The sequence below is a fragment of the Wolbachia endosymbiont (group A) of Hylaeus communis genome, assembly GCF_947251915.1.
GTDB lineage: Bacteria > Pseudomonadota > Alphaproteobacteria > Rickettsiales > Anaplasmataceae > Wolbachia > Wolbachia pipientis.
This window is the reverse complement of sequence record NZ_OX366396.1, coordinates 129,918-151,223: the sequence shown is the minus strand read 5'-3', so window position 1 is coordinate 151,223 and position 21,306 is coordinate 129,918. Positions and strand designations below refer to the sequence as shown.

The window sequence follows — 21,306 nt, the reverse complement described above, 5'->3', positions numbered from 1 at the left end:
ATGCCTCAAATTAATCATTAACCGTTATAACATTGCCATTGTTATTATGATTAACCGTTGCTTTTCCTAATTCTACCATTTTCTTAGTGATTACTATAGTGCTACCTTCAAAGCCTCCGTTTCCAGATGTATACATAATGTCAAGCAAAAGTGACTCCAAGATAGCACGTAACATTCTTGCACCTGTTTTGTAGCTTATAGCCTTTTTAGCAATAGCTGATATTGCTTCATCTGAAAACTCAAGGTTTACTTTGCTAAACGCAAGCAATGCTTTGTACTGTTTTATTAGTGCATTCCTTGGCTCTGTCAACACATGTATTAAATCTTCATGATCCAGCTCATCTAAAACAGCAGTTATTGGAACCCGCCCTACAAATTCGGGTATTAAACCGAATTTGATTAAATCTTCAGGTTGAACATCATGTAAAGCATTCTTTTTCTTTTGCTCTTTAGACTGACTTATATCTGCTCCAAAGCCAACTGACGTTCCCTTTTTTCTCGCTTCAATAATTTTATCGAGGCCTTCAAAAGCTCCTCCACAAATAAACAGTATGTTACTAGTATCCACTTGTATAAACTCTTGTTGTGGGTGTTTTCGCCCTCCTTGTGGCGGAACATAAGCAACTGTACCCTCCATAATCTTAAGCAGAGCTTGCTGGACCCCTTCACCTGAAACGTCACGGGTTATTGAAGTGCTTTCAGATTTTCTTGTAATCTTGTCTATTTCATCTATAAACACTATACCACGCTGTGCTTTTACAACGTCATAATTTGCAGCTTGTAATAAACGCGACAACACGCTTTCTACATCATCACCCACATAACCTGCCTCAGTTAAAGTTGTCGCATCAGCCATAGCAAATGGCACATCTGAAACTTTAGCAAGTGTTTTGGCTAGCAAAGTCTTACCAGAACCAGTGGGACCAATAAGCATTATATTTGACTTCTCGATTTCAATATCACTTATAGCATGAAATTGTACCATGGATTGACAATGGTTATACATAGCTACAGATAAAACGTGTTGCGCGTGTTCTTGACCTACAACATGCTTGCTGAGAAAGTTTTTTATATCCTCAGGTTTCTTTAGTAATAGCTTCATATCAGATATACGATCTGAATTAAAAGATCTATCTTTCTTTTGACTTATTGCTTTATGGGATAATTCTATGCACTCATTACAAATAAACACCTTTAAACCATCCGAAGAGTTAGTAATCAATTTATCTACTTCATCTTGCGCCTTGTTGCAAAAAGAACAGTAGTGTAAATCATTATTGTTATCCATTAACCCACCTTTTGTTTAACTTTAATATTTTCAATTTCAATATCTGTACGCTCAGCTATCACCCTGTCAATTAAGCCAATTTTCCTTGCTTCTTCAGGATCCATGAATTTATCTCTTTCCATCATTCCTTCAATTTTCTTCAGTGAATTTCCAGTATGTTTTTCATAAATTTGATTTAGTTTTTTCTTAACCCGCAAAATTTCATTAGCATGTATTTCTATATCAGTTGCTTGACCATGATAACCACCAGATGGCTGATGTATCATAATTCTTGAATGAGGTAGAGAGTAGCGCTTACCTTTTGTACCAGCTGCAAGCAATAAAGAACCCATAGACGCAGCTTGACCTATACATAAAGTTGAAACGTCTGGGTTTATATACTGCATTGTATCGTAGATCGACAAACCAGCAGTTACAACACCACCTGGTGAGTTGATGTACATACAAATGTCTTTATCGGGATTTTCCGATTCTAAAAATAAAAGCTGTGCTACTATTACACTGGCCATATTGTCTTCAATAGGACCTGTTACAAAAATTATTCTTTCTTTCACTAGTCTTGAATATATGTCATAAGCGCGCTCACCGCGACTAGTTTGTTCAACTACAATTGGTATAAGAGTCATACCTTTTCCTATTAAATATTATCAAATAATTCCTTTAATTCTTTCACAGAAACAATCTGCTCTTCTTTACTAACTTTTTCTATTATATAATCTGTCACTTTATACTCAAGCGCTTGCCCTCTAACTAATTCTTGAAATTGTTTATTTGATTCAAAATGCTTAAGTACTCTGTCAAATTGCACATCTTTACTGACATATTGATTTACAATAACACTCAAAACATCATTTTGAGTTAATGATATTTTATGTTCTGCACTAAATTTCATAAATAACATAGCAAGCTTTACACGTTTTTCAGCTTCTTTACGAGAATCATTTTGAGCACCCAATTCTCCTTCCATTCTTTGTTGCTCCTGTTTTACTATGTCTGTGGGTAAATCAAAACTATAATTAGCATCCAAATAATCAAACAGCTCCTTTTTAATTAAGAGATTTCTCATTTCGGTGCACTGATCACCAATCATTTTTTTTGCATGATTTATTAGCAAAGAATAATCTTTAAACCCAATACTCTTAGCTATTTCATCATCATTTTCAAAATCTTTGGCAATTTGAATCTCATTAACTCGCACAGAAAAATCAGCTTCCTGTCCTGCAAGGGAAATGGCTTGGTAATTTTCAGGAAATTTCAACTTAAAGTTCTTTGTTTCTCCCTTTTTCATACCAGTTAATTGATCTTCAAAACCATTAATAAATGTGCCAGACCCTAAATTAACGGCAAAATCTTTGCTACTTCCACCTTGAAAGAGCTTATTCCTAATCCTCCCTTCAAAATCAATTATCAATTTATCCCCATCTTTCGCTTGATAAGAAGCATCATCAACAGAGGCAAAATTGGGGAACTTTGTTTTGATAGAATCAATAAATTCTTTTATATCTTCCTCTTCAATCTTTGCTTCAATTTTCTTTAAGTTTATTTTGTCAAGATCTATCATCGGTACTTCAGGCATCGACTCAAAAGATAGCTTGTATACAAAATTGCCCTCCTCATTTTCTTTGCCCAGATCTGGTAATGATATAACATCAACCTTAGGATAAATGTGAGACTTGACTTCAATTTTTTTCATCAAATCACTTGAGCAATAATCAATTGTATTATTTATCACATATTCCAAAGCCTCGTTTTTATAATTTGCAACAACAAGGTCATAGGGCATCTTTCCAGCCCTAAATCCAGGTGATTTTGCATTTTCTGCTATCTCTTGCAACCTGGAATTTACCTTTTGTTTTATATAATCACTACCAACTGTGATTTCATACTCATACTTTAGTTTATCTATACTAAGCTCTTTGTAGGTATATACGCTACTTACTTCGACTGTATTTTGAGGTATATTATTAGACATCATAATTCATTTATTAACATTTTAATTCATATCTTAATAGAGTCATTTTACCAGAATTTAAGTTAAACACAATCCTTAAGAACAGGTTTTTACACAAACAAAAGTGTATTTAGTGATTATAAATTTTCCCTTAAAACCTAAGTTACATGACTTTAAAGTGCGGATAGAGGGACTTGAACCCCCACGAGCAAGCTCACCAGGACCTAAACCTGGCACGTCTACCAATTCCGCCATATCCGCAAGAAATTTTCAGTACCCTATTATAGGTATTCCATTAAAAATATTCAAGGTTTAAAGTCTTACTTAATTTATGGTATTTACACAATCAAAAAAGCTTATTAACATTTCTTAATGAAAGCTCTAAACCATGAAAATCAATAATGAGATTAATAACAAGCTTCTTACTCGCAATTTTTTTGATTACACAAAGTGGTTGCACAACCCTTATAATAGGTGGTGTGGTGGCTACAGCGACAGCAATAACAATGCAGGACAAATCCTTGGGAAATATCATTGATGATACGACTATGGTCATCAGAATTAATAAGGGGCTCTTAAAACATGGGCTATTTTCATCCATAAAGGTTAAAGTAAGTGAAGGAAGAGTATTGCTCATTGGAAGTGTTGACACTCCTGAAAAACAACTTACAGCAGAAAAAATAGCTTGGCAGCAAAAAGAAATTAAAGAAGTGATAAATGAAATAAGAGTAATACCAATTCAAATGGCTTCCATGCTAGACACCACTGTAGATGGCATGATAACAGCGGAAATAAGAACAAGACTCCTGGGAAAAAGAAATATTAAGTCAATTAATTATAGCGTTAATACGGTTGATAGAGTTGTTTATTTGATGGGTATAGCCCAAAATAAAGCGGAATTAAAAGCTGTAATAGCAATTGCAAGAAAAGTAAAGGGAGTAAAACAAGTTGTAAGTTATGTACGATACAGGTACAGTAAGTTACGCCATTAGGCAAAAATCGCTTTCAAATTATAACATTTGTACAGTTGTGACAATAGGTAGAGAACATAAATGAAAATTGCCTTTCAGATGGATGAAAATATAAATTTTGAAACTGACACTACATTCGTGCTAATAAAGGAAGCACAAAGGAGGAAGCACGAAGTTTTTGTCTATGCTCCTAACAATTTAGCACTAAAGCTAAACCATCCAATTGCTCTGGCTCAGAAAGTCAGCGTTGATGATTTTAGTTTTATCTCTAAAGAGGATGTAGCAATCAACTTGAATGAAATGGACATCATATTTATCAGACAGGATCCACCCTTTGATATGCGTTATATTACAACAACATATATCTTAGAAAAAACCAGCGCATTGGTAATGAACAATCCAACAGAAATAAGAAATTGTCCTGAAAAATTGATAACTTCATTATTTCCAGAGCTAATTCCGCCAACTTTGATTACTGAAAATATATCAATGATTAGAGATTTCTACTACAACTATCAAGATATTATTCTGAAGCCATTGTATAGTTATGGAGGAAACGATGTGATAAGAATACAAGATGAGAATAGTATTCAAGTAGTAGTGGATCTCATGATAGCAAAATACGAATGCCCTGTGATTGCACAATCATTTTGTAAAAACATAGATAAAGATAAAAGAATATTGCTACTTTATGGCCAACCAATTGGTGTAATGAAACGAATTCCAAAAATCAGTGGAGAGATCAGAACAAACATGCGACTTGGAGCAAGTTTTGAGCCCGCTCAAATGAACGATAGAAACAATGAAATATGTAACAAAATTGGTCCTGAATTAAAGAAAAGAGGGCTAATATTTGTTGGTATTGATATTATAGATGACTTCCTGCTCGAAATTAACACAACTTCACCCACGGGAGTAGTTTATATCAATAAATTGTATAATATATCGCTAGAAAAGGATCTTTGGGACGTGTTTGAAGAAAAAGCAAGCAGCCATCAACTAAACCTGTGAACAATCACCTTAACAAACTCAGTAGTCCCATTCTTTATCCCTGTTTTTTCTGTACTATTGGTCATATCACGCAATTTTTGAGAATTATTTAATAGATCAAATAGTACCTCTGTTAGATTTTTTTTTGCTTCACTATTCTGCTCAACTATTATAGCTGCTCTCGAGTTTTCAATATATTTTGCGTTATAAAATTGGTGATTATCTTTTGAGTAAGGGTAAGGAATATATATAGCAGAACGCCTAGCAAGAGTGATCTCCGCTATTGAAGTTGCTCCTGCTCTGCTAATTACCAAGTGAGCATTGGCCAGTCTATTCTCCATATCATCAAAAAATTCACTCAATTCACAATCGATCTTTTCACTTTTGTATAGACTTTTGACCTTGTTTACATTTTTCTTCGTACATTGCTGCGTCACTCTAATTTTCTTTTTCATTTTAATAGGTAAATCACAAATTACGCTGCTTACTACATCATCAAAAAAATTTGCACCTTGGCTGCCTGCTATGACCAATATATTTAGGATTTTCTCAGTGCTAGAATGGCTCTGTGCTTTTATATCAACAAAATTTCCTGTAAAAATACATTTATTGCCCTCTGCATATTTAGTCTCCGGAAAGCTGGTTGCAATTAATTTTGCACTCTTGAAAAAGAATCTATTTACTCTCCCTAAAACTGTGTTTTGTTCATGTAAAATTATAGGTATAGAAAGAACTCTTGCTGCAAGAAGAGTTGGAAAAGAAGCATAGCTACCAAAACCAATGACCGATTTTGGTTTTAATTTTCTTACTTGATACAGTGCTAACATAGAGCTGTATATCAAGAAAAGGAAAAACTTAAATTTGTTGCTGCTTGGTCTACGTAATGGTAAGGTGTAGCTTTCTATGTCGGTATTTTTATTTGTTTTTTTATCAGTGAATAATATGCAATTGTATCCTTGTGTCTTTAGTGCTTTTGCTAAAGCTATGGCCGGAAAGATATGCCCACCTGTGCCACCTGTTGCTAAAATAATATCCATCTGTAAATAATAAATCCTAGATTGTTAACTGTTATTTAACAATTTGCACGTAGAATTTTATTAAGCGTTATGATAGTTGAGTTAAAAATGCCTAAAAGTAATAGTAAAAAAGAACCTAATGAGAAAAATAAACCTCAAGAACAAAGAGAAGGCAGAAGCGGAGGTTTTTTAGAACTGCTAAAAAATATAATAAAAATTCTTTTCAATTCGGTCGTTGACCTACCTGAGCACGAGCAGCATAATAAAATGAAAAGCACTAATCTACAACAAGGTTTGGATACTAAAGGAAAAGGCCCAGAAGATCTTCATCCAAAGGCAAAGCTTGAAGTTAAAGAAGCAGCTAAGGGATTGAAAGAAGAGTTACAGAATTCTGATGCTGGTGGTAATCAATCTATTGAAACTAAAGTGCCTAATCAAACTACTACTCAAGACATTGACAACTCTAAAACGATGGAACGTTAGTTCAACTATTTAACATCTGCAGCAAGCACTGATTCATGTATCATCTCTGAAATGGTTGGATGAGGAAAAATCGTAGATTTTATGTCGAAGTCTGTTCCTTCTAGTTGCTTTGCAAGAGCAAAATTGCTAATTAACTCCGTTACTTCTGCACCTATCATGTGGCTACCCAGAATTTCTCCGGTTTTTTTATCTATAATCGTTTTCACTAACCCTTCAGTTTCACTGAGTGCAACAGACTTACCATTAAAGTTAGAGTGAAATTTTCCTATTTTTATATCATACCCACCTTTTATTGCCTGTTCCTCAGTAAGGCCGATGCTCGCTATTTGTGGATGAGAATAAGTGCAATTTGGTATGCATTCTTTTTTTAACGCATGAGCATTTTTACCAGCAATCTTTTCAATGCAGATCACGGCTTCATGGCTCGCTTTATGTGCTAAACATGGTGGGCCAGCTACATCACCTATTGCATACACATTTGATTCACTAGTTTCATACCATTCATTCGTTTCAATAAAGCCAGAAGGGCTTAATTTAATTTTTGTATTTTCTAAACCTATATTTTCAATATTTGCTTGAATTCCAACCGCAACAATCACCCTCTCAAATTCTTTGCTCTCACCACTACTTAGTAGCACTTGAGCAGAGTCTTTACTTTTAGTAAGAGCTTTTACGCTACTGCTTGTATATATTTCTATCCCCTGTTTTGTGAATATTTCTTGTGCTAAATCTGAAATGTCCTTATCCTCCAGCGGCAAAATAGTGCTCTTTATCTCTATGATTGTTACATCAACCCCCAAAGTACTATAAAAACTTGCAAATTCTATTCCAATTGCACCAGACCCTATAATTAGTAGCGATTTTGGTAATCTCTCTGGAGTCATAGCGTGCTGCGCATTCCATATTAAATCTCCATCTGCCTCTATTCCAGGCAGATTCCGTGCTCTCACGCCTGTTGCTAAAATGATATGCTTGGAAACAATTTCTTGTTCTTCCTTATCGCCAGCAACTTTTATAGTACCATTGCCTGCAAGTTTACCAAAACCTTGATGAACTTTGATATTATTTTTTTTCATCAAATATGCAACACCGCTTGACAATTTATCAACAACGTTTCTTGAGTATTTCACTATTGATTGTATATCAAAATTCGCTCCCTTTACTTCTATACCAAACTCTTTTGATCTTTTTATTAGCCTATAAACCTCAGATGCTCTAAGCAGTGATTTTGTTGGTATACATCCCCAATTTAAGCATATACCGCCTAAATTTTTTTCTTTTTCCACAATTGCAGTTTTAAACCCAAGCTGTGCCGCCCTAATTGCCGCTATATAACCACCAGGACCGCTACCTATAACCGTAATATCATACTCATTCATCAGTTTTCTTCGTATTCAAAAAGATTATATATAACAGATGGAACCCATACAATCAATGGTCTGTCATCTACCGTCTTAAGAGTCAAGATAAAAGTTGTTATTTTTTATCATGGCATTTAAACAAACGATAATTTTTCTCATGACAGCAACTAATGCAACCTTAGCAGCTTTGCCAGAATCAACCAAACGCTGATAAAACGCTTTCATTTTTCTGTTGTGGCGCATAGCAACAAAAGCTGACATGTATAGTGCTTTCCTTGCATAAAACCTGCCTCCTTTGATTTGAGCTTTGCCAACTTTTCTTCCACTTTCACTAGTTTTAGGTGCAACTCCAACTAAGCATGCAATTTCTCTATTCTCTAATCTACCAAGCTCAGGCACCTCTGTCAGTAGAACGCTCGCCGTCTTTGATCCAATACCTTTATAGCTGATTAAAAGCTCATTTTTTCCTTTCAATTCAGCTATTGCGTCTTCTATGTCTTGCCTAATTTCTTTCAATTGTTTTTCAGCAAACCCTATCTGTCTTTCTATGTATTCTCTAGCTTTTCCCGTCGCACTTTGCAGGCGACACTTGTTTGCATGAATTGCATCATTTAAATTACGCTCAACTGCCCCCAGCTCCTTTAATTCCTCTTGCTTTTTTGAAATTACACATCCTTTTACTTCACCGTCTTTACTGACAAATTCAGCGTATTTTTCCAGTAATTTAGCATCTAACTTGTCAGTTTTTGCAAAATGATTGCAAGCTTTGGCAAATGCATATACCCGATTCGGATGAGCTTTATGGACAGTTATCTTGCAACAATTTTATGATGAGCTTTTCATAGCCACCAGTTTACACATAACTTGATGGGTAAATCGACTATATTTGTTTCTATAAACTTAGATATAGCATCACTCACGTTTGCTATGCGCTTATGCTTGCCATTAATTGAGATGTCCAATGCTTCCTTGGAAACATCTACTCCCATGAAAATTATTCTAGCCATTTTTGTACCTATAAATATCATCAAACAATAATGCAAAATGCTGTATACAGGATTGTAATTCGATCTTTTAGATCCACCTACCGTTCGTACTACATTTTGCTTTAAGCCTTACTATTACCCACAAATAAAAACATAGTATTGTATTTATTCAAATAATTTAATTTTATTAACCTGAAAGCTTATTAGATTAAAATTATTAAACTAAGAGTTATAATTTTAGCAACTAAAAGCTGTAAATTGCACCATATAAACAGTTATTTCAAGCAAAAGTTATGCCATTAAGAGCTATGCAACAAACATTTATATTTGTGGGTAATAGTAAGATCTAAATCCGATAGAGCATTGTTGGCACACCATCAAAAGTCGCCTCAGACCTCTAATGCATCAATGTACAGACTTACACCTTTTAGTTGGTAATACCATTTTAGATGTTTATCATTCGTTTTAGAAAATACTATAGTAGCGGAATGACGAATTTTTGTTTTTCAAATTGTCAGTAAATCTAAGTCAGTTTAGCTATATAAAACATAGTATAAAAAGAGCTATTTTAGCAAAATTTTAAACAAATAAAGTTAATTACTTCACAATTGATACCTTACGAGAAAAGCACATTTGATACAGATTTAAAATACAAGTTAACGAATTATTATGATTTTTACCAAGATAATAATATAGTAAGGTTTGGTAGTGAGATATCAAAATGGGAAAATACACTAATGCATGGTTTTATAAGAAGACTGACCCAAATCATCACGATTGTGCAAATGATGGCACTTGCGGGCAATCTATACAAAATTGTGAAATTGGTAATACAGACATTTCTTTTTTTGATAGTAACAAAAACTTAATTGCCAAAGTACCTAAACTACCAAAGTATTCTAGTGATAAATATGGGCATCAATTGTATAAGGAAGCCGAGTCAAAGCAGTTCAATTATTTTTCCACAAATATACATGATATTTTGTCTAACAGCTTTACCGTTAAATACGGGTATATAAATTGTACTATAAAATACGACAACTTATCTGAGCAGGAACAAAACCAAATAGAAACAGACATTAAAACTGCCTATGGGGCATTTAAAGAAAAGTTTTGCTTCAAAGATAGTAGCATAATTAAAGATATAAAGGTTTACATTTTCAATAATAGAAGCGATTATATAAAGTATAACAATCTTCTCGGCATAGATGAAGACGGTGGTCCAGGATATATTACACGAGGAGTAACAGATTATCAGAATATTCTGACATATAAGCAAAGTGCCATGGATTTTGTTCTAGGTCATGAGCTAGGTCACATATTTCAATTACGTTTTTCACCATCAGCAACAGTCCGAACTTTGAATATTCTGGATACTGAACTCATAGCAAATGTTGTTGGACGAGAGGTAGAAGAAAAAAATTATAAAGCTATTTGCAAGCAGATGGGTGTAGATGAATATAAAGACCGTGGATGGATGTTTCAATTTAAATATAAGGACACAACTGGTAGTATAGCTCTTTCCATAAAAGTCCGGATGTGATAGGATAAGGGTAGATGATGATAAGGAGGTTGAATGCCAGCAGCATATAGTTATGATTTAAGAAAAAAAGCAATGGAAGCGCTAGACGAAGGAGAAAGCAGAGAAACAGTGGCAGCAAGATTTAAGATTGGACGAACTACTTTATGGGAGTGGCAGCAAAGAAGAAAAGAAACAGGAGACTTTCAATCAAAAAAACTTGGAAATGGGGGTTACAATCACAAAATTACCGACTGGGATACCTTTGCCAAATTTGCCAGAGAACACGGAGGAAAGACTCTATCGGAAATGGCTAAACTTTGGAACAACGTTAGTATCCAAACGATCTATCGAGCCCTTAAAAAAATTGAATTTACGCGCAAAAAAAGACATATGGATACAAGGAAAGAAACGAAGAAAAACGTGCTGAATTTTTGAAAATTATAGCGACAAAAGAACCTAAAAACTTAGTGTATATAGATGAGTCTGGCATTGATAACACCGAAGACTACCCCTACGGATATTGCCAGAAAGGACAGCGGTTTTATGCCTTAAAATCTGGAAAGAAAACTCAACGAATCAGTATGGTTGCAGCCTTAAGTGGAAGAAAGATAGTTGTTCCGTTAACCTTTGAAGGCCACTGTAATATGGATGTTTTTAATGGATGGTTTGAGCAATTTTTGACACCGATCTTGGAACCTGGACAGACTGTCATTCTTGACAATGCTACTTTTCATAAGTCTGATAAGATTATCGAGCTTGCTAAAGGGGTTGGTGCAGAAATTTTGTATCTGCCGCCTTATTCTCCAGATTTCAACAAAATTGAGCATCATTGGTTTGCTATAAAAAACAGAGCCAGGAAAAACATTCCTCTATTCGAATCCTTTCGTCGTGCTGTTGATTCTGCCTTCCTATGACCTGTTCGGACTATTATGAGAAATGCTATAAGAGGTTGTCCGGAAACAAGTAAAAGGCTATAATATCTGAAATTTTAGTACGGGGTAAAGATGAGAAAAAAGTATCCAACAGATCTAAGCGAAAGGGAATGGGCAAGAATAGAAAAACACTTCAGAGTATCATACAAGAAAGGAGGAAGGCCGCCAAAGTATAGCAAAAGAGAAATATTAGAAGCAATTTTCTATGTATTGCGTACAGGGTGTCAATGGCGGTATTTACCAAATGATTTTCCGCTATGGAAGACTGTGTATGAGCAGTTCAGGCAATGGAAGAAGCAGGGAATTTTTGAGAAAATGAATTATGAAATTACAAAATATAGTAGAAGAAAAATAGGAAGGAATGAGCAGCCGAGTGCCTGTATAGTAGATAGTCAATCTGTAAAGACTACAGAAAAGGGGGGATCAAAGGCTATGATGGAAGTAAAAAAGTAAAGGGTAGAAAAAGGCATATAATTACAGACACTCAGGGTTTTATACTAGGTTGTTACGTAGGCGCTGCTAACGAAAATGATAGAGATGGTATTAAAATAGCATTAAACAATATGAGAACAAAATATACTAAAGTTAAAAAAATGTGGGCTGACATGGGATACCAAGGAAGAAATTTAAAGAATCACATAAAGGAAGAATATGACATAGATATTGAAATTGTTAAAAGGCCTCCATGTAGATTTTGGGTGCACAAAGATACGCCACCTGAGCTACTACCAACAAGAGAACAAGGGTTTAAAGTACAGCCAAGAAGATGGGTTGTAGAAAGGACTTTTGCTTGGGTTAATAGGAATAGAAGGCTATCGAAGGAGTATGCTTTACTCACAACATCCACTGAGAATTTCATATACCTAGCTATGAGTAGGGTTATGTTAAAGAGGGAATATGCTTGAATTTACTTGTTTCCGGACAACCTCTAACTTATAGTCTATACTATTTTCATAAATAACATTGCCTTGTTTAATTTGAATAATCTCAAGTACCGCAGAGTCAGGTATTGGATCAACAGCTCCTGAGTATGAACCGTGAGTAATGGTAATGGTTTTTTGAACGGTTATATCTACTTTTTTGATTTCACTTATTGGAAAATCATTAACCTTCAGTTCCATTACTCTTTGGCTATTTGGCTGAAAAGTATGTGGTTCTGATTCAACTGATTTTATATCCGGATCTTCATCAAAAGAAACACGAATACTGTGAGGAAGTTCAATCTCATAGCCATCAACATGAGCTTTGCCCTCATTAATCACAAATATTTTTTTTCCTCCTTCTCCCTCTTCCTTTTGCAGGAACATTACTTCAAGACCATTTACGACGTAGGAACCATTTGCCTCTTTGTCATAACGAGCAAGAGCAGTAGTTACTATGTTTGCTTGTGGAGGTGGTGAATGTTCTATTAATACTCCATTTTCAATGTTATAGATTGGATAAAACTCTCCTTCAGAAAAACGTGGAGAAAGACCTTCTGCTTGATAACCCCAAGTGATAGTAGCTCTAAGCCTTGCAGCTCCTACTTCCTGATAGTTTCTTGTACCAATAGCAGGATCACGAAGGTTTTCATCCTCAAGTTCTGTAATCGTAGATTCTACATAATAAACACCTATGCGAACTGTGGTACTCAGTGGAATAACAAATTCTTCTTTTTCAACTTTTCTAACTGCACCGCGCAGATAGATTTTTCCTGATTCAAGCGTAACTTTACCAGTTTCTCTATCTATAATACAATTGCTTCCCGTTATCACATCACCATCACGAAATATTGCATCTCCTATGCCTTTAAGCTTAGAAAGAGCATACTCCTGAGTCTCATTTAATTCTGCAGACTGTAGACCTCTTCCAGCAAGAAATAAGCTTTTCTCATATTCTTTGTCAGGATTAAAGCGGTTATAATAGGCGTTTAAAGTCATTTAATGCTAGAAAAATTCAAAAAGTTACAACAAAGGAAAAAGTTTCCCGAGTTGCTGCAGTTCGAATAAGTGGTACCGTATGTTCAAGTACCAACAAAATTCCTGAATCTTCAATGTCTTTTGGCTCAAAATATCTCTGTCCTGTAGGTAATCCTTTTTTTACTTTAGTACCAACCATAACCCCAAGTTCCCTGATAACTTGATTTGCTGCGTCCGTGAAATCGAAAGTAAATTTAAGATAGAGATTATTAGTTGGTACATTTGAGGGCCTAAACCTTCCGGAGGGAGTAACAAGCTCTCCATTCTCATCACCTGTGCAGAAGAGCACTTCGTTCGCAGTACGTCTGCCAAGCTCATTGAGCAGTTTTTCAGAAGTTATCAGCTCTGGTGGTGTGCTTTCACTATATTCTACAGTAACTGCACTATTTGCCCTGATAGAGCTATTTTCCGTACGTTTTATTACACCACTACTGCTATCAACTATATAATCTATACTTGACTGATAAGTTGTTTGTCCTGTAAAAACCCTTACATCTTTAATAGTGTGGTGATCTAGAGCTATTTCACCCTCAACAAAAACTTTTTCGACCTGATGGCTACTTCCAGAGCTTGAATCACCTGTTCCCCAAGCAAGATGTATAACTTGCTCTTTTATGCTGGCTGCTATTGCTGCTCTTCCTGATTGTGTAAGAATTGACACCTGTGATGAGTTTGAAAGGCTTATATAATATATATTCAGGATTTGGAAAATTTTTGTCCAAAAAAAATGAATTTTTGCCTAATTTTTTGTTGCAGTATTATTTAAAAATCGAACTGTATTATTCTCGAAAAAAAACAATAGAATATCAATAGGTTAAAAATTGCATCTGTATTATTTATTTTTGCTCCTGTCCTACAAAGTGCACCTATAAGTTCTCATCCTTAAAGCATTAATTGTTTTAGGGAAAAGTTATGAAACTAAAAACTGCCATAGTTGTTCAAAATATACGGTATCAAGCTAAGAGATTAAAACTTTTTGAATGCTTTGCTCATGAAACTCATGAAGATCTTGAGCAAGAACTTTTCTGTGAAATTTGGACTTATCTTGATAGATATGATGAAAGTAAAGGTAGCTTTAACACTTTTGTAGCAAGATTAACTGAACGTCGTGCCAATAACTTATTGGAGAAACAACTATGTATTAAACGCAACATTAATAACTACGTCAATATTGAGAAAACAGAAGCTTTTGAAGATGAAGTAGCAAAACGTACTGATGTAGATTACATGATTTCAACGCTACCAAGAAAGATGCAAAAGATATGCGAACAACTCAAGTACTTTAACTTATATGAAGTTGCTAAGATGAACAACATATCAAGAACTACTTTAAATACTATGGTAAGAAAAATACGTATAAAACTCTCTTCCATCTACTACAAGAGCAAAAAGAAAAATTGAACATAAATTCTACCTTTCCTGAATATATAACATATACCATTGAGGTGAATAAATGACTTTTAAAATTTTAAACAATAATGAAAGATTGAAAACAACTACAGGCATAAAAGTAGTAATTTTTGGTCCTTACGGTATTGGTAAAACCAGCCTCTTAAAGACTATAAGTGAACCAACACTATGTCTTGACTTTGAAGCAGGTCTGCTTGCTGTTCAAAATTGGCAGGGAGATTCAATTAGTGTTCGTACTTGGAATCAAGCTCGGGATATTGCCTGCCTAATTGGTGGTCCAAACCCTGCGCTGAAATCTGACCAAGCATACAGTCAAAAACACCATGAACATGTATCTGGCAAGTATAAAGATCTTCTTTCTGAGACTTCTAAATACCGATGCATCTTTGTAGATAGTATAACCGTTGCTTCACGTTTATGTCTTTTATGGGCAAGGATGCAACCTGAGTGTTTTTCTGATAGATCGGGAAAAGAAGACAAAAGAGCTGCTTATGGGTTACTTGCTCAAGAGATGATGGCTTGGCTCAATCAGTTTCAACATATCAGAGATAAAGACATCATCATAGTTGGCACATTAGGTCAATATCTCGATGACTGCAATCGTCCAACTTGGCTACCTCAATGTGAAGGAGCTAAAACTGCTAGTGAGATTCCAGGTATTGTTGATGAGGTAATCAGCATGGTTGGAATTAAGAAAGATAATGGCACAGAAGTACGTTCATTTATCTGTCAGACTATTAATACTTGGGGATACCCTGCTAAAGATCGCAGTGGCTGCCTGAATATGGTTGAAGAACCGCATTTAGGTAAATTACTTGCGAAAATTAAAGCCAAAACCTTGGCTTCTATTATTTAATTAAAAATTGGAGAAATTATTATGGAACAAAGCTTTTTCAATATCGGTCAAAAAATTCCCTTTTTCAGTGTGAAAGAATACTTGAATGATCAATCGCCAATACCAGAAGATATAATTTCCCCTAGAATTCTAACTAAAAGAGGTTTGTTAGTACTAGGTGGCCCACCTAAAATTGGCAAGAGTGACTTTTTGATCTCTTGGCTTGTCCACATGGCTGCTGGTAGATCATTTCTTGGCATGACACCAAATAGACCTTTGAAAATTTTCTACATGCAAACTGAAATTGAGTATGAATACATGAAAGAGCGTTTACAGCAACTGACATTCGACCAAGAACTTTTGGATATAGCTGCCAATAACTTAATTATCACGCCAAGAGTGCAATTATCTTTCAGCAGTGAAGAAATAGATGAGATCAAAAGCACCGTTAAAGAGCGTTTCAAACCTGATATTATTGCAATTGATCCTCTTCGTAACATTTTTAACTCAAGTGAATATGGTAATGAAAATGACAACAGCGCTATGCTATTCTTTTTGCAAAAAACGCTTGAAAGACTGAGGAACATTATTAATCCAGATGCAGGTATAATCCTTACCCACCACACAAAAAAACTATCCAAAAAGATGCTGGAAGAAGATCCATTTCAAGGCCTAAGCGGTGCTGGATCTTTACGTGGATTTTATAGCACTGGCATGGTGATGTTTGCTCATGATGAAGAAAGCACTACCCGTCAAATAGTGTTTGAGCTGCGAAATGGTGAACGTGTGGCAAGCAAGCTTGTCGATAAGATAAATGGTCGTTGGAAACTTGTAGACCAATGGAGTTGATTCTTTTTTTTACTTAATTTATAGGGAACAATATGCTAACAGATTTTTTAACTGATTTTAATACTGCAAAATTACAGAGTAATTTAATACCAAAAGGTACAATAGTCAAGGTAAAAATGGCAATTAAACCAGGAGGTTATGAAAATTGGTTCACGAAAAGCTACACTACTGGCAGCATCTATTTAAACGTTGAATTTACTGTCACTGAAGGTCCATATGCAAAACGCAAGATTTTTCAAGTAATTGGTATTAAAAGTGGCAAAGCAAGAGTTGAAGGAGAAGATACTTGGGGAGAATCTGGTCGTTCTATGCTTAGAAGTATTTTGGAGTCAGCACGGAACATTCATTCAAATGACACTTCAGAAAAAGCAGCTATTGCTAGAAAAGTCAACTCTATAGCTGACTTTAACGGGGTAGAGTTTACTGCAAAAGTTGGCATTGAAGCTGATCGGTATGGAGAAAAGAACAAGATTGCTACGGTTATTACTCCAGAACAATCTGAAGTTGATTGGTTGCCATTTTGAAGTACGACGAAGAGAAGCTCTGGATTGCTGTAATTGAGAGAGCTATCAAAGATGCAGCAGGAAAAAATCTAGAGCTAAAGAAAGAAGCAATTAAATGGTTTGATTCAGAGTCTTTTGAAACTGTTTGTGAGCTAGCTAATCTCAGCTCTAAACGTATGAAAAGTATGTATGGGGGTTTTATGCAGAGAAAGGAAATAAAAGGATTATTGATTGATAATATTAAGGAGTGTGTACCTTACCTAATTCCAAACGGTAATTTTTATCGAGAGAGGACTTATGTTGGCAACTGTGACGGGGATATGATTACAGTTAAAATAGTGGGTAAAGAAGCTGGAAATTGGCATAATTTTACTAAAGGAATTAGTGGTGATATCATTGATCTTTGGACTTTAGTGAAAGGTGATATAAATTCCGCTAAGAAGTGGTTAAATACTAAAGAAAACACAACAAAACATAAAATTACATCGTTTTCAGCAAGGCATTACTTGAATGATAAATCACCAATGCCAAAAGATATAATAGGCCCAAGAATTCTAACTCCAAGTGGTCTTTTGGTCATAGGTGGAACTCCAAAAATAGGAAAAAGTAATTTTCTACTTTCCATGTTAGTACATTTAGCTGCTGGAGTATCATTTCTTGGTATGAAGCCTGCAAAGCCACTTAAGATATTCTATCTACAGAATGAAATGGAATATGATTACATAAGAGAGCGCTTACAGAAGCTAAGAATCAGCAAGAAAATCCTTGATGAAGGAACAGAAAACTTAGTTATTACTAAAAAAGTACAGTTAACTTTGAATGTGGAAAAAATAAAGGAAATTATGTCGGAAAATCTCGATGTAAAAACAGTTGATCTTATAGTAATAGACTCTGTTTTTGATTATAGGAGTATGATCTCTTTTCTGCAAAATAGTATTGATGAACTACGCTCTATAACTAATCCTACGGCTGGAGTAATAGTTACACATTACACAAAAAAAGTGTCAACAACCACGTTAAAAAAGAATCCATTTCAAGCATTGAGTGGTGCTAATGTTTTAAGAAGTTTATATACATCTGGAGTAATGATATTTAGGCCAGAAAGGAATACTCTGCAATTGATGTACGAACTTAAAAACGGCAAACCAATACCAACAAAATTCATAAACATGGTTAACGGACGCTGGATAGCCACAGCTTAACCAAATTTCTAAACTTTAAATATATTGGAGATTTTATGGGTATCTATTGTGATTTTAATACTGCAGCTCCACGAAAAAATGCACCGTTAGTAGAAAAAGAACAACTTAAAGCTCAGCTTCTGTTAAATATCAGATCATGCCTTTCATATCTATTACCAAGAGGAACTTTTCGTGGTGATAAGTTTTATGTAGGCAATGTACAAGGTGATAAAGGAAAGAGTCTAGTAGTAGAATTAAGTGGTAGTGAAGCTGGCCTATGGCATGATTTTGCAACAGGAGAAGGTGGTGACATTATCGACCTTTGGGCGGGAGTAAATAGAAAAAGTACAAGAATAGAGTTTCCTGAAGTAATGGCTTCTATAGCTGAGTGGCTTGGTCATTTCAAAACTTCAAGTAGTCCAACTGCATATTGGGATTATTACGGTGAAAACGGCCAAGCTATTGTTAGAATCTATCGTTACGATGATGATAATGGGAAGCGATATCTTCCTTTTGATATAAAAAAGTCCGACTTTGGTGCACCGAAGATAAGGCCACTCTATAATATTCCAGGTATTTTGAAGTCCGATAAAGTTATTCTTGTTGAAGGAGAAAAATGTGCAGAAGCGCTGATAGAGAAAGGAATAACTGCAACAACAGCAATGTCTGGAGCAAATGCACCTATTGAAAAAACAGATTGGACTCCACTTAAAGGTAAACACATTATTATATGGCCAGATAATGATGAAGCAGGTAAGAAATACGCTGAAAAATCTGCTATGAAACTTACTTGTCTTGGAGTTGAAGAACTTTGCATTTTGGAAATACCTAAAGATAAACCAAAGGGTTGGGACGCTGCTGATTGCGTGAAAGAAGGTGTAAATGTTAAAGAGTTCATCCTTAGTACAAAAAAGGCTCCTTCAAAAAAATCGTTGAGAATAGATACCAGAGCTTGGGCTAATATTGCTCCAGAAAGAGAATGGATTGTTAAAGATTGGCTTCCTATTGGAAGTGTTACGGCTCTCTACGGTGATGGTGGTATGGGAAAGTCTCTACTTGCTCAACAACTAATGACAGCAGCGAGCACAGGTAAATCTTGGTTGGGAATGGAAATTGAGCAGATGAAGACATATGGTGTATTTTGTGAAGATGATACAGAAGAGCTGTGGCGAAGACAGTGTGCTATAAATAGATTATATCAGTTAGATATGGAATCCTGTGACTTTCATGATAATATTGGCTTTTTATCGAGAGTGTGGAAAGATAATCTACTCATGATATTTGATAACAAAGATATAGGTAAATTAACTCATTGCTTTGAAGAATTACTTGAAGATATTAAATTGTTTCAACCAAAGCTAGTAGTTTTAGATACAGCAGCAGACTTATTTGGTGGCAATGAAAACAATCGCTCTCATGTGAGACAATTTATTCAAAGTTGTTGTGGAAAAATAGTGAAAGTAATAAAAGGAGCTGTATTATTATGTGCTCATCCTTCTGATTCAGGAATAATACGTAAAACAGGTACAGGTGGTTCAACTGCGTGGAATAATACAGTAAGATCTCGTTGGTACTTGTCAAAGCCAGATAAAGCTGATGCTTCTGGTAATGAACGAGTACTTTGCCGTAAGAAGTCAAATTATTCTGCATCTAACGAAGAAAAGATTTCATTTTATTGGCATAACGGTGCGTTTGTACAATCTGATGATACATTAAATTCAGAAAGAATAGTAAGGTCTAGCTATAATACTAAATTGGATTTAGAACGTCTAAGAAGATGTGATATAATTTTAGAGTTAATCTCTAATGAAGCGTATAGAGGAGAAGTATATACTGCAGCTAGCTTTGCAAAGTGTTTTGAAGGAAAGTTCGGACTTGGTAGTGATCGTAGCATTCGTGAAAGAATTAGTAATCTTGCAATGATAGGTCATATAAAATTTTTCAAGAAGTGTGATGAATATGGATTATCAAACACAAGATCGAAGCATGGTTACCTATGTGTAAAAGACATGGAGCTAAAAATTGCTGAAAATCAGTATGTATTGGTAAAACCAGATTACTATCTTGTACCAAACAATGGAGCGACTCTACCTGTGGAAAATAGGGATGTATGGGTCTTACATAACTCTGAGAAATAATATGGGAAAGATAATATACAATGTTAATTATTATTAGTGTAATGAAAATATAATGTTACTCAATCTTCATTATAGATAACATCTATAGGAAAGCTAAAGAAGCAAATAGCCTCTTTATAGATAGCAAACGAATTAGGGGTCTGAAACAAAAATTTTTTGGAAGTAAATACCCATTCAACAAAATAGCAAAGTAAATACAAATGCTAAAAAGATAATTATAGAACAGATATAAACATGTCTGGCAAGCCTTTTAAAAATATCTGAAAATTTGAATATAGTAGGACTAAGGAATTAAAGAGAGGAGAGAAAATACTATTTCAATGAGCTGCTTGAGAAAGATCAGGACCTAGGAGCACAGATTATACCAAAAATTTCCAAATTATTATCTTTTACCAAATGCAGTTAACAGCTAAAAACCAAGAAATGTATAACATTGCAAAAGGAGATAGTAGAATTATATATTAAGTTGCCAACTTGAAATATGTTCCAAAGTTCCCTTCTATGGCTGATTTGAGCAAGTTGGCAGAATGGCAGATTCCTTTATATATATAATATATTACATATTAGTAGTATGTAATATATCTATTGTGATTATTAGCACAGAAGCAGTTGAAGAAAAATTCATCTTGATAACAGTCTATTTTTTTAATTCCTATTTTTAATGCTTTTTAGAGTAATTATACCACTTGGTGGACCAAATTATAGGTTTAACCCAAAGAACTCTTGTAAACTACATTAAAAACCCAATGAGGGGCATGTGTAGCTTAACTCAATAGAAAACCTTGTGCAGCCATATCACGTTTTATTTTAGCTGTAAAGACTTAAGAAAAAACAAAAGCCTGAAAGAGACAAAAAACATACCTTATCTACAATAGGTGAATACTGTTTTTAGCAGGCTTGCATGGTGCCATTTTGGAAATCTCAACGAGTGA

At 34.8% G+C, this 21,306-nt stretch carries 18 protein-coding genes, 1 tRNA gene and 2 pseudogenes; 12 read left to right on the top strand and 9 right to left on the bottom strand.

Annotated features, from left to right (window positions below; all coding sequences use genetic code 11):
* Window positions 1–10 precede the first annotated feature (10 nt).
* The 4 genes from clpX to OPR52_RS00785 all read right to left on the bottom strand — a co-directional run bounded on the left by clpX (window position 11) and on the right by OPR52_RS00785 (window position 3,500).
* On the bottom strand, window positions 11–1,288 hold the full coding sequence (clpX, locus tag OPR52_RS00800; protein WP_006279985.1) for an ATP-dependent Clp protease ATP-binding subunit ClpX: 1,278 nt from the start codon (window positions 1,286–1,288) through the stop codon (window positions 11–13).
* The gene (gene clpP / locus OPR52_RS00795; RefSeq protein ID WP_006280254.1) at window positions 1,288–1,914 is read right to left on the bottom strand and encodes an ATP-dependent Clp endopeptidase proteolytic subunit ClpP; all 627 of its coding nucleotides are present in this window, start codon (window positions 1,912–1,914) and stop codon (window positions 1,288–1,290) included. The genes clpX and clpP overlap by 1 nt, the downstream gene beginning before the upstream one ends.
* Before the next feature lie 11 nt (window positions 1,915–1,925).
* Entirely contained in the window at window positions 1,926–3,260 is a 1,335-nt protein-coding gene (gene tig / locus OPR52_RS00790) for a trigger factor (RefSeq protein WP_155968869.1), read from the bottom strand.
* A gap of 158 nt (window positions 3,261–3,418) precedes the next feature.
* Window positions 3,419–3,500 (bottom strand) — tRNA-Leu (locus OPR52_RS00785).
* A 140-nt stretch (window positions 3,501–3,640) separates the two neighbouring features.
* On the opposite strand from OPR52_RS00785, the gene OPR52_RS00780 reads away from it, so the two are divergent.
* Window positions 3,641–4,231: a BON domain-containing protein gene (locus tag OPR52_RS00780; RefSeq protein WP_236514819.1), complete on the top strand. Its 591-nt coding sequence runs from the start codon at window positions 3,641–3,643 to the stop codon at window positions 4,229–4,231.
* Between the two features lie 60 nt (window positions 4,232–4,291).
* Window positions 4,292–5,221: a glutathione synthase gene (gene gshB, locus OPR52_RS00775; RefSeq protein WP_265038267.1), complete on the top strand. Its 930-nt coding sequence runs from the start codon at window positions 4,292–4,294 to the stop codon at window positions 5,219–5,221.
* Here the strand turns inward: gshB and murG are convergent.
* Entirely contained in the window at window positions 5,206–6,237 is a 1,032-nt protein-coding gene (gene murG / locus OPR52_RS00770) for an undecaprenyldiphospho-muramoylpentapeptide beta-N-acetylglucosaminyltransferase (protein ID WP_264722783.1), read from the bottom strand. The genes gshB and murG overlap by 16 nt on opposite strands.
* Before the next feature lie 69 nt (window positions 6,238–6,306).
* Between murG and OPR52_RS00765 the strand changes: the two genes are divergently transcribed.
* Complete coding sequence (locus OPR52_RS00765; protein WP_006279962.1) at window positions 6,307–6,699, top strand: hypothetical protein; 393 nt, start codon at window positions 6,307–6,309, stop codon at window positions 6,697–6,699.
* Window positions 6,700–6,704: 5 nt separating this feature from the next.
* Here the strand turns inward: OPR52_RS00765 and lpdA are convergent, their stop codons facing one another.
* Entirely contained in the window at window positions 6,705–8,078 is a 1,374-nt protein-coding gene (gene lpdA, locus OPR52_RS00760; protein ID WP_044471191.1) for a dihydrolipoyl dehydrogenase, read from the bottom strand.
* A 75-nt stretch (window positions 8,079–8,153) separates the two neighbouring features.
* Window positions 8,154–9,067 (bottom strand): annotated as a pseudogene (locus OPR52_RS07805) (IS110 family transposase).
* A 700-nt stretch (window positions 9,068–9,767) separates the two neighbouring features.
* Here OPR52_RS07805 and OPR52_RS00745 point away from each other — a divergent pair.
* The 3 genes from OPR52_RS00745 to OPR52_RS00735 all read left to right on the top strand — a co-directional run bounded on the left by OPR52_RS00745 (window position 9,768) and on the right by OPR52_RS00735 (window position 12,405).
* A complete protein-coding gene (locus tag OPR52_RS00745; protein WP_265038266.1) occupies window positions 9,768–10,589 on the top strand; it encodes a hypothetical protein in 822 nt (273 codons plus the stop codon).
* Window positions 10,590–10,622: 33 nt separating this feature from the next.
* A protein-coding gene (locus OPR52_RS00740) for an IS630 family transposase (RefSeq protein WP_265037751.1) occupies window positions 10,623–11,482 on the top strand; the annotation gives its coding sequence in 2 pieces (ribosomal slippage) (window positions 10,623–10,947 and window positions 10,947–11,482; 861 coding nt in all).
* A 90-nt stretch (window positions 11,483–11,572) separates the two neighbouring features.
* Window positions 11,573–12,405 (top strand): IS5-like element ISWpi1 family transposase gene (locus OPR52_RS00735; RefSeq protein WP_265038265.1). Its coding sequence is split into 2 segments (ribosomal slippage): window positions 11,573–11,942 and window positions 11,942–12,405, totalling 834 coding nucleotides; the frame shifts between segments, so codons are not numbered across the junction.
* A gap of 24 nt (window positions 12,406–12,429) precedes the next feature.
* On the opposite strand, the pseudogene OPR52_RS00730 reads toward OPR52_RS00735, so the two are convergent.
* Together OPR52_RS00730 and OPR52_RS00725 are read right to left on the bottom strand one after the other, a co-directional pair.
* Window positions 12,430–13,419, bottom strand: a pseudogene (locus OPR52_RS00730) (DUF4815 domain-containing protein); the annotation flags it as partial.
* A gap of 16 nt (window positions 13,420–13,435) precedes the next feature.
* Window positions 13,436–14,119, bottom strand: a complete 684-nt coding sequence (locus OPR52_RS00725) for a hypothetical protein (RefSeq protein ID WP_065095316.1) — start codon at window positions 14,117–14,119, stop codon at window positions 13,436–13,438.
* 251 nt (window positions 14,120–14,370) lie between these two features.
* Here OPR52_RS00725 and OPR52_RS00720 point away from each other — a divergent pair, with 251 nt between their 5' ends.
* The 6 genes from OPR52_RS00720 to OPR52_RS00695 are packed head-to-tail and all read left to right on the top strand — an operon-like array spanning window position 14,371 to window position 20,374.
* Window positions 14,371–14,859, top strand: coding sequence for a sigma-70 family RNA polymerase sigma factor (locus tag OPR52_RS00720; protein ID WP_065095315.1), 489 nt, complete (start codon window positions 14,371–14,373; stop codon window positions 14,857–14,859).
* A gap of 52 nt (window positions 14,860–14,911) precedes the next feature.
* Complete coding sequence (locus OPR52_RS00715; RefSeq protein ID WP_265038264.1) at window positions 14,912–15,724, top strand: ATP-binding protein; 813 nt, start codon at window positions 14,912–14,914, stop codon at window positions 15,722–15,724.
* Between the two features lie 21 nt (window positions 15,725–15,745).
* Window positions 15,746–16,552: a helicase RepA family protein gene (locus OPR52_RS00710; RefSeq protein WP_265038263.1), complete on the top strand. Its 807-nt coding sequence runs from the start codon at window positions 15,746–15,748 to the stop codon at window positions 16,550–16,552.
* Between the two features lie 32 nt (window positions 16,553–16,584).
* Window positions 16,585–17,076 (top strand): hypothetical protein, encoded by a 492-nt coding sequence (locus OPR52_RS00705; RefSeq protein WP_065095312.1) that lies wholly within the window; start codon window positions 16,585–16,587, stop codon window positions 17,074–17,076.
* Window positions 17,073–18,257, top strand: a complete 1,185-nt coding sequence (locus OPR52_RS00700; protein WP_065095311.1) for an AAA family ATPase — start codon at window positions 17,073–17,075, stop codon at window positions 18,255–18,257. Before OPR52_RS00705 ends, OPR52_RS00700 begins: the two co-directional genes overlap by 4 nt.
* A 35-nt stretch (window positions 18,258–18,292) precedes the next feature.
* Complete coding sequence (locus OPR52_RS00695) at window positions 18,293–20,374, top strand: AAA family ATPase (RefSeq protein ID WP_082941387.1); 2,082 nt, start codon at window positions 18,293–18,295, stop codon at window positions 20,372–20,374.
* Window positions 20,375–21,306 lie beyond the last annotated feature (932 nt).

Bases quoted from the DNA above. Each gene is read 5' to 3' on its own strand.
- clpX (WP_006279985.1), bottom strand. From the start codon at position 1,288: ATGGATAACAATAATGATTTACACTACTGTTCTTTTTGCAACAAGGCG.
- clpP (WP_006280254.1), bottom strand. From the start codon at position 1,914: ATGACTCTTATACCAATTGTAGTTGAACAAACTAGTCGCGGTGAGCGC.
- tig (WP_155968869.1), bottom strand. From the start codon at position 3,260: ATGTCTAATAATATACCTCAAAATACAGTCGAAGTAAGTAGCGTATAT.
- OPR52_RS00780 (WP_236514819.1), top strand. From the start codon at position 3,641: ATGAGATTAATAACAAGCTTCTTACTCGCAATTTTTTTGATTACACAA.
- gshB (WP_265038267.1), top strand. From the start codon at position 4,292: ATGAAAATTGCCTTTCAGATGGATGAAAATATAAATTTTGAAACTGAC.
- murG (WP_264722783.1), bottom strand. From the start codon at position 6,237: ATGGATATTATTTTAGCAACAGGTGGCACAGGTGGGCATATCTTTCCG.
- OPR52_RS00765 (WP_006279962.1), top strand. From the start codon at position 6,307: ATGATAGTTGAGTTAAAAATGCCTAAAAGTAATAGTAAAAAAGAACCT.
- lpdA (WP_044471191.1), bottom strand. From the start codon at position 8,078: ATGAATGAGTATGATATTACGGTTATAGGTAGCGGTCCTGGTGGTTAT.
- OPR52_RS00745 (WP_265038266.1), top strand. From the start codon at position 9,768: ATGGGAAAATACACTAATGCATGGTTTTATAAGAAGACTGACCCAAAT.
- OPR52_RS00720 (WP_065095315.1), top strand. From the start codon at position 14,371: ATGAAACTAAAAACTGCCATAGTTGTTCAAAATATACGGTATCAAGCT.
- OPR52_RS00715 (WP_265038264.1), top strand. From the start codon at position 14,912: ATGACTTTTAAAATTTTAAACAATAATGAAAGATTGAAAACAACTACA.
- OPR52_RS00710 (WP_265038263.1), top strand. From the start codon at position 15,746: ATGGAACAAAGCTTTTTCAATATCGGTCAAAAAATTCCCTTTTTCAGT.
- OPR52_RS00705 (WP_065095312.1), top strand. From the start codon at position 16,585: ATGCTAACAGATTTTTTAACTGATTTTAATACTGCAAAATTACAGAGT.
- OPR52_RS00695 (WP_082941387.1), top strand. From the start codon at position 18,293: ATGGGTATCTATTGTGATTTTAATACTGCAGCTCCACGAAAAAATGCA.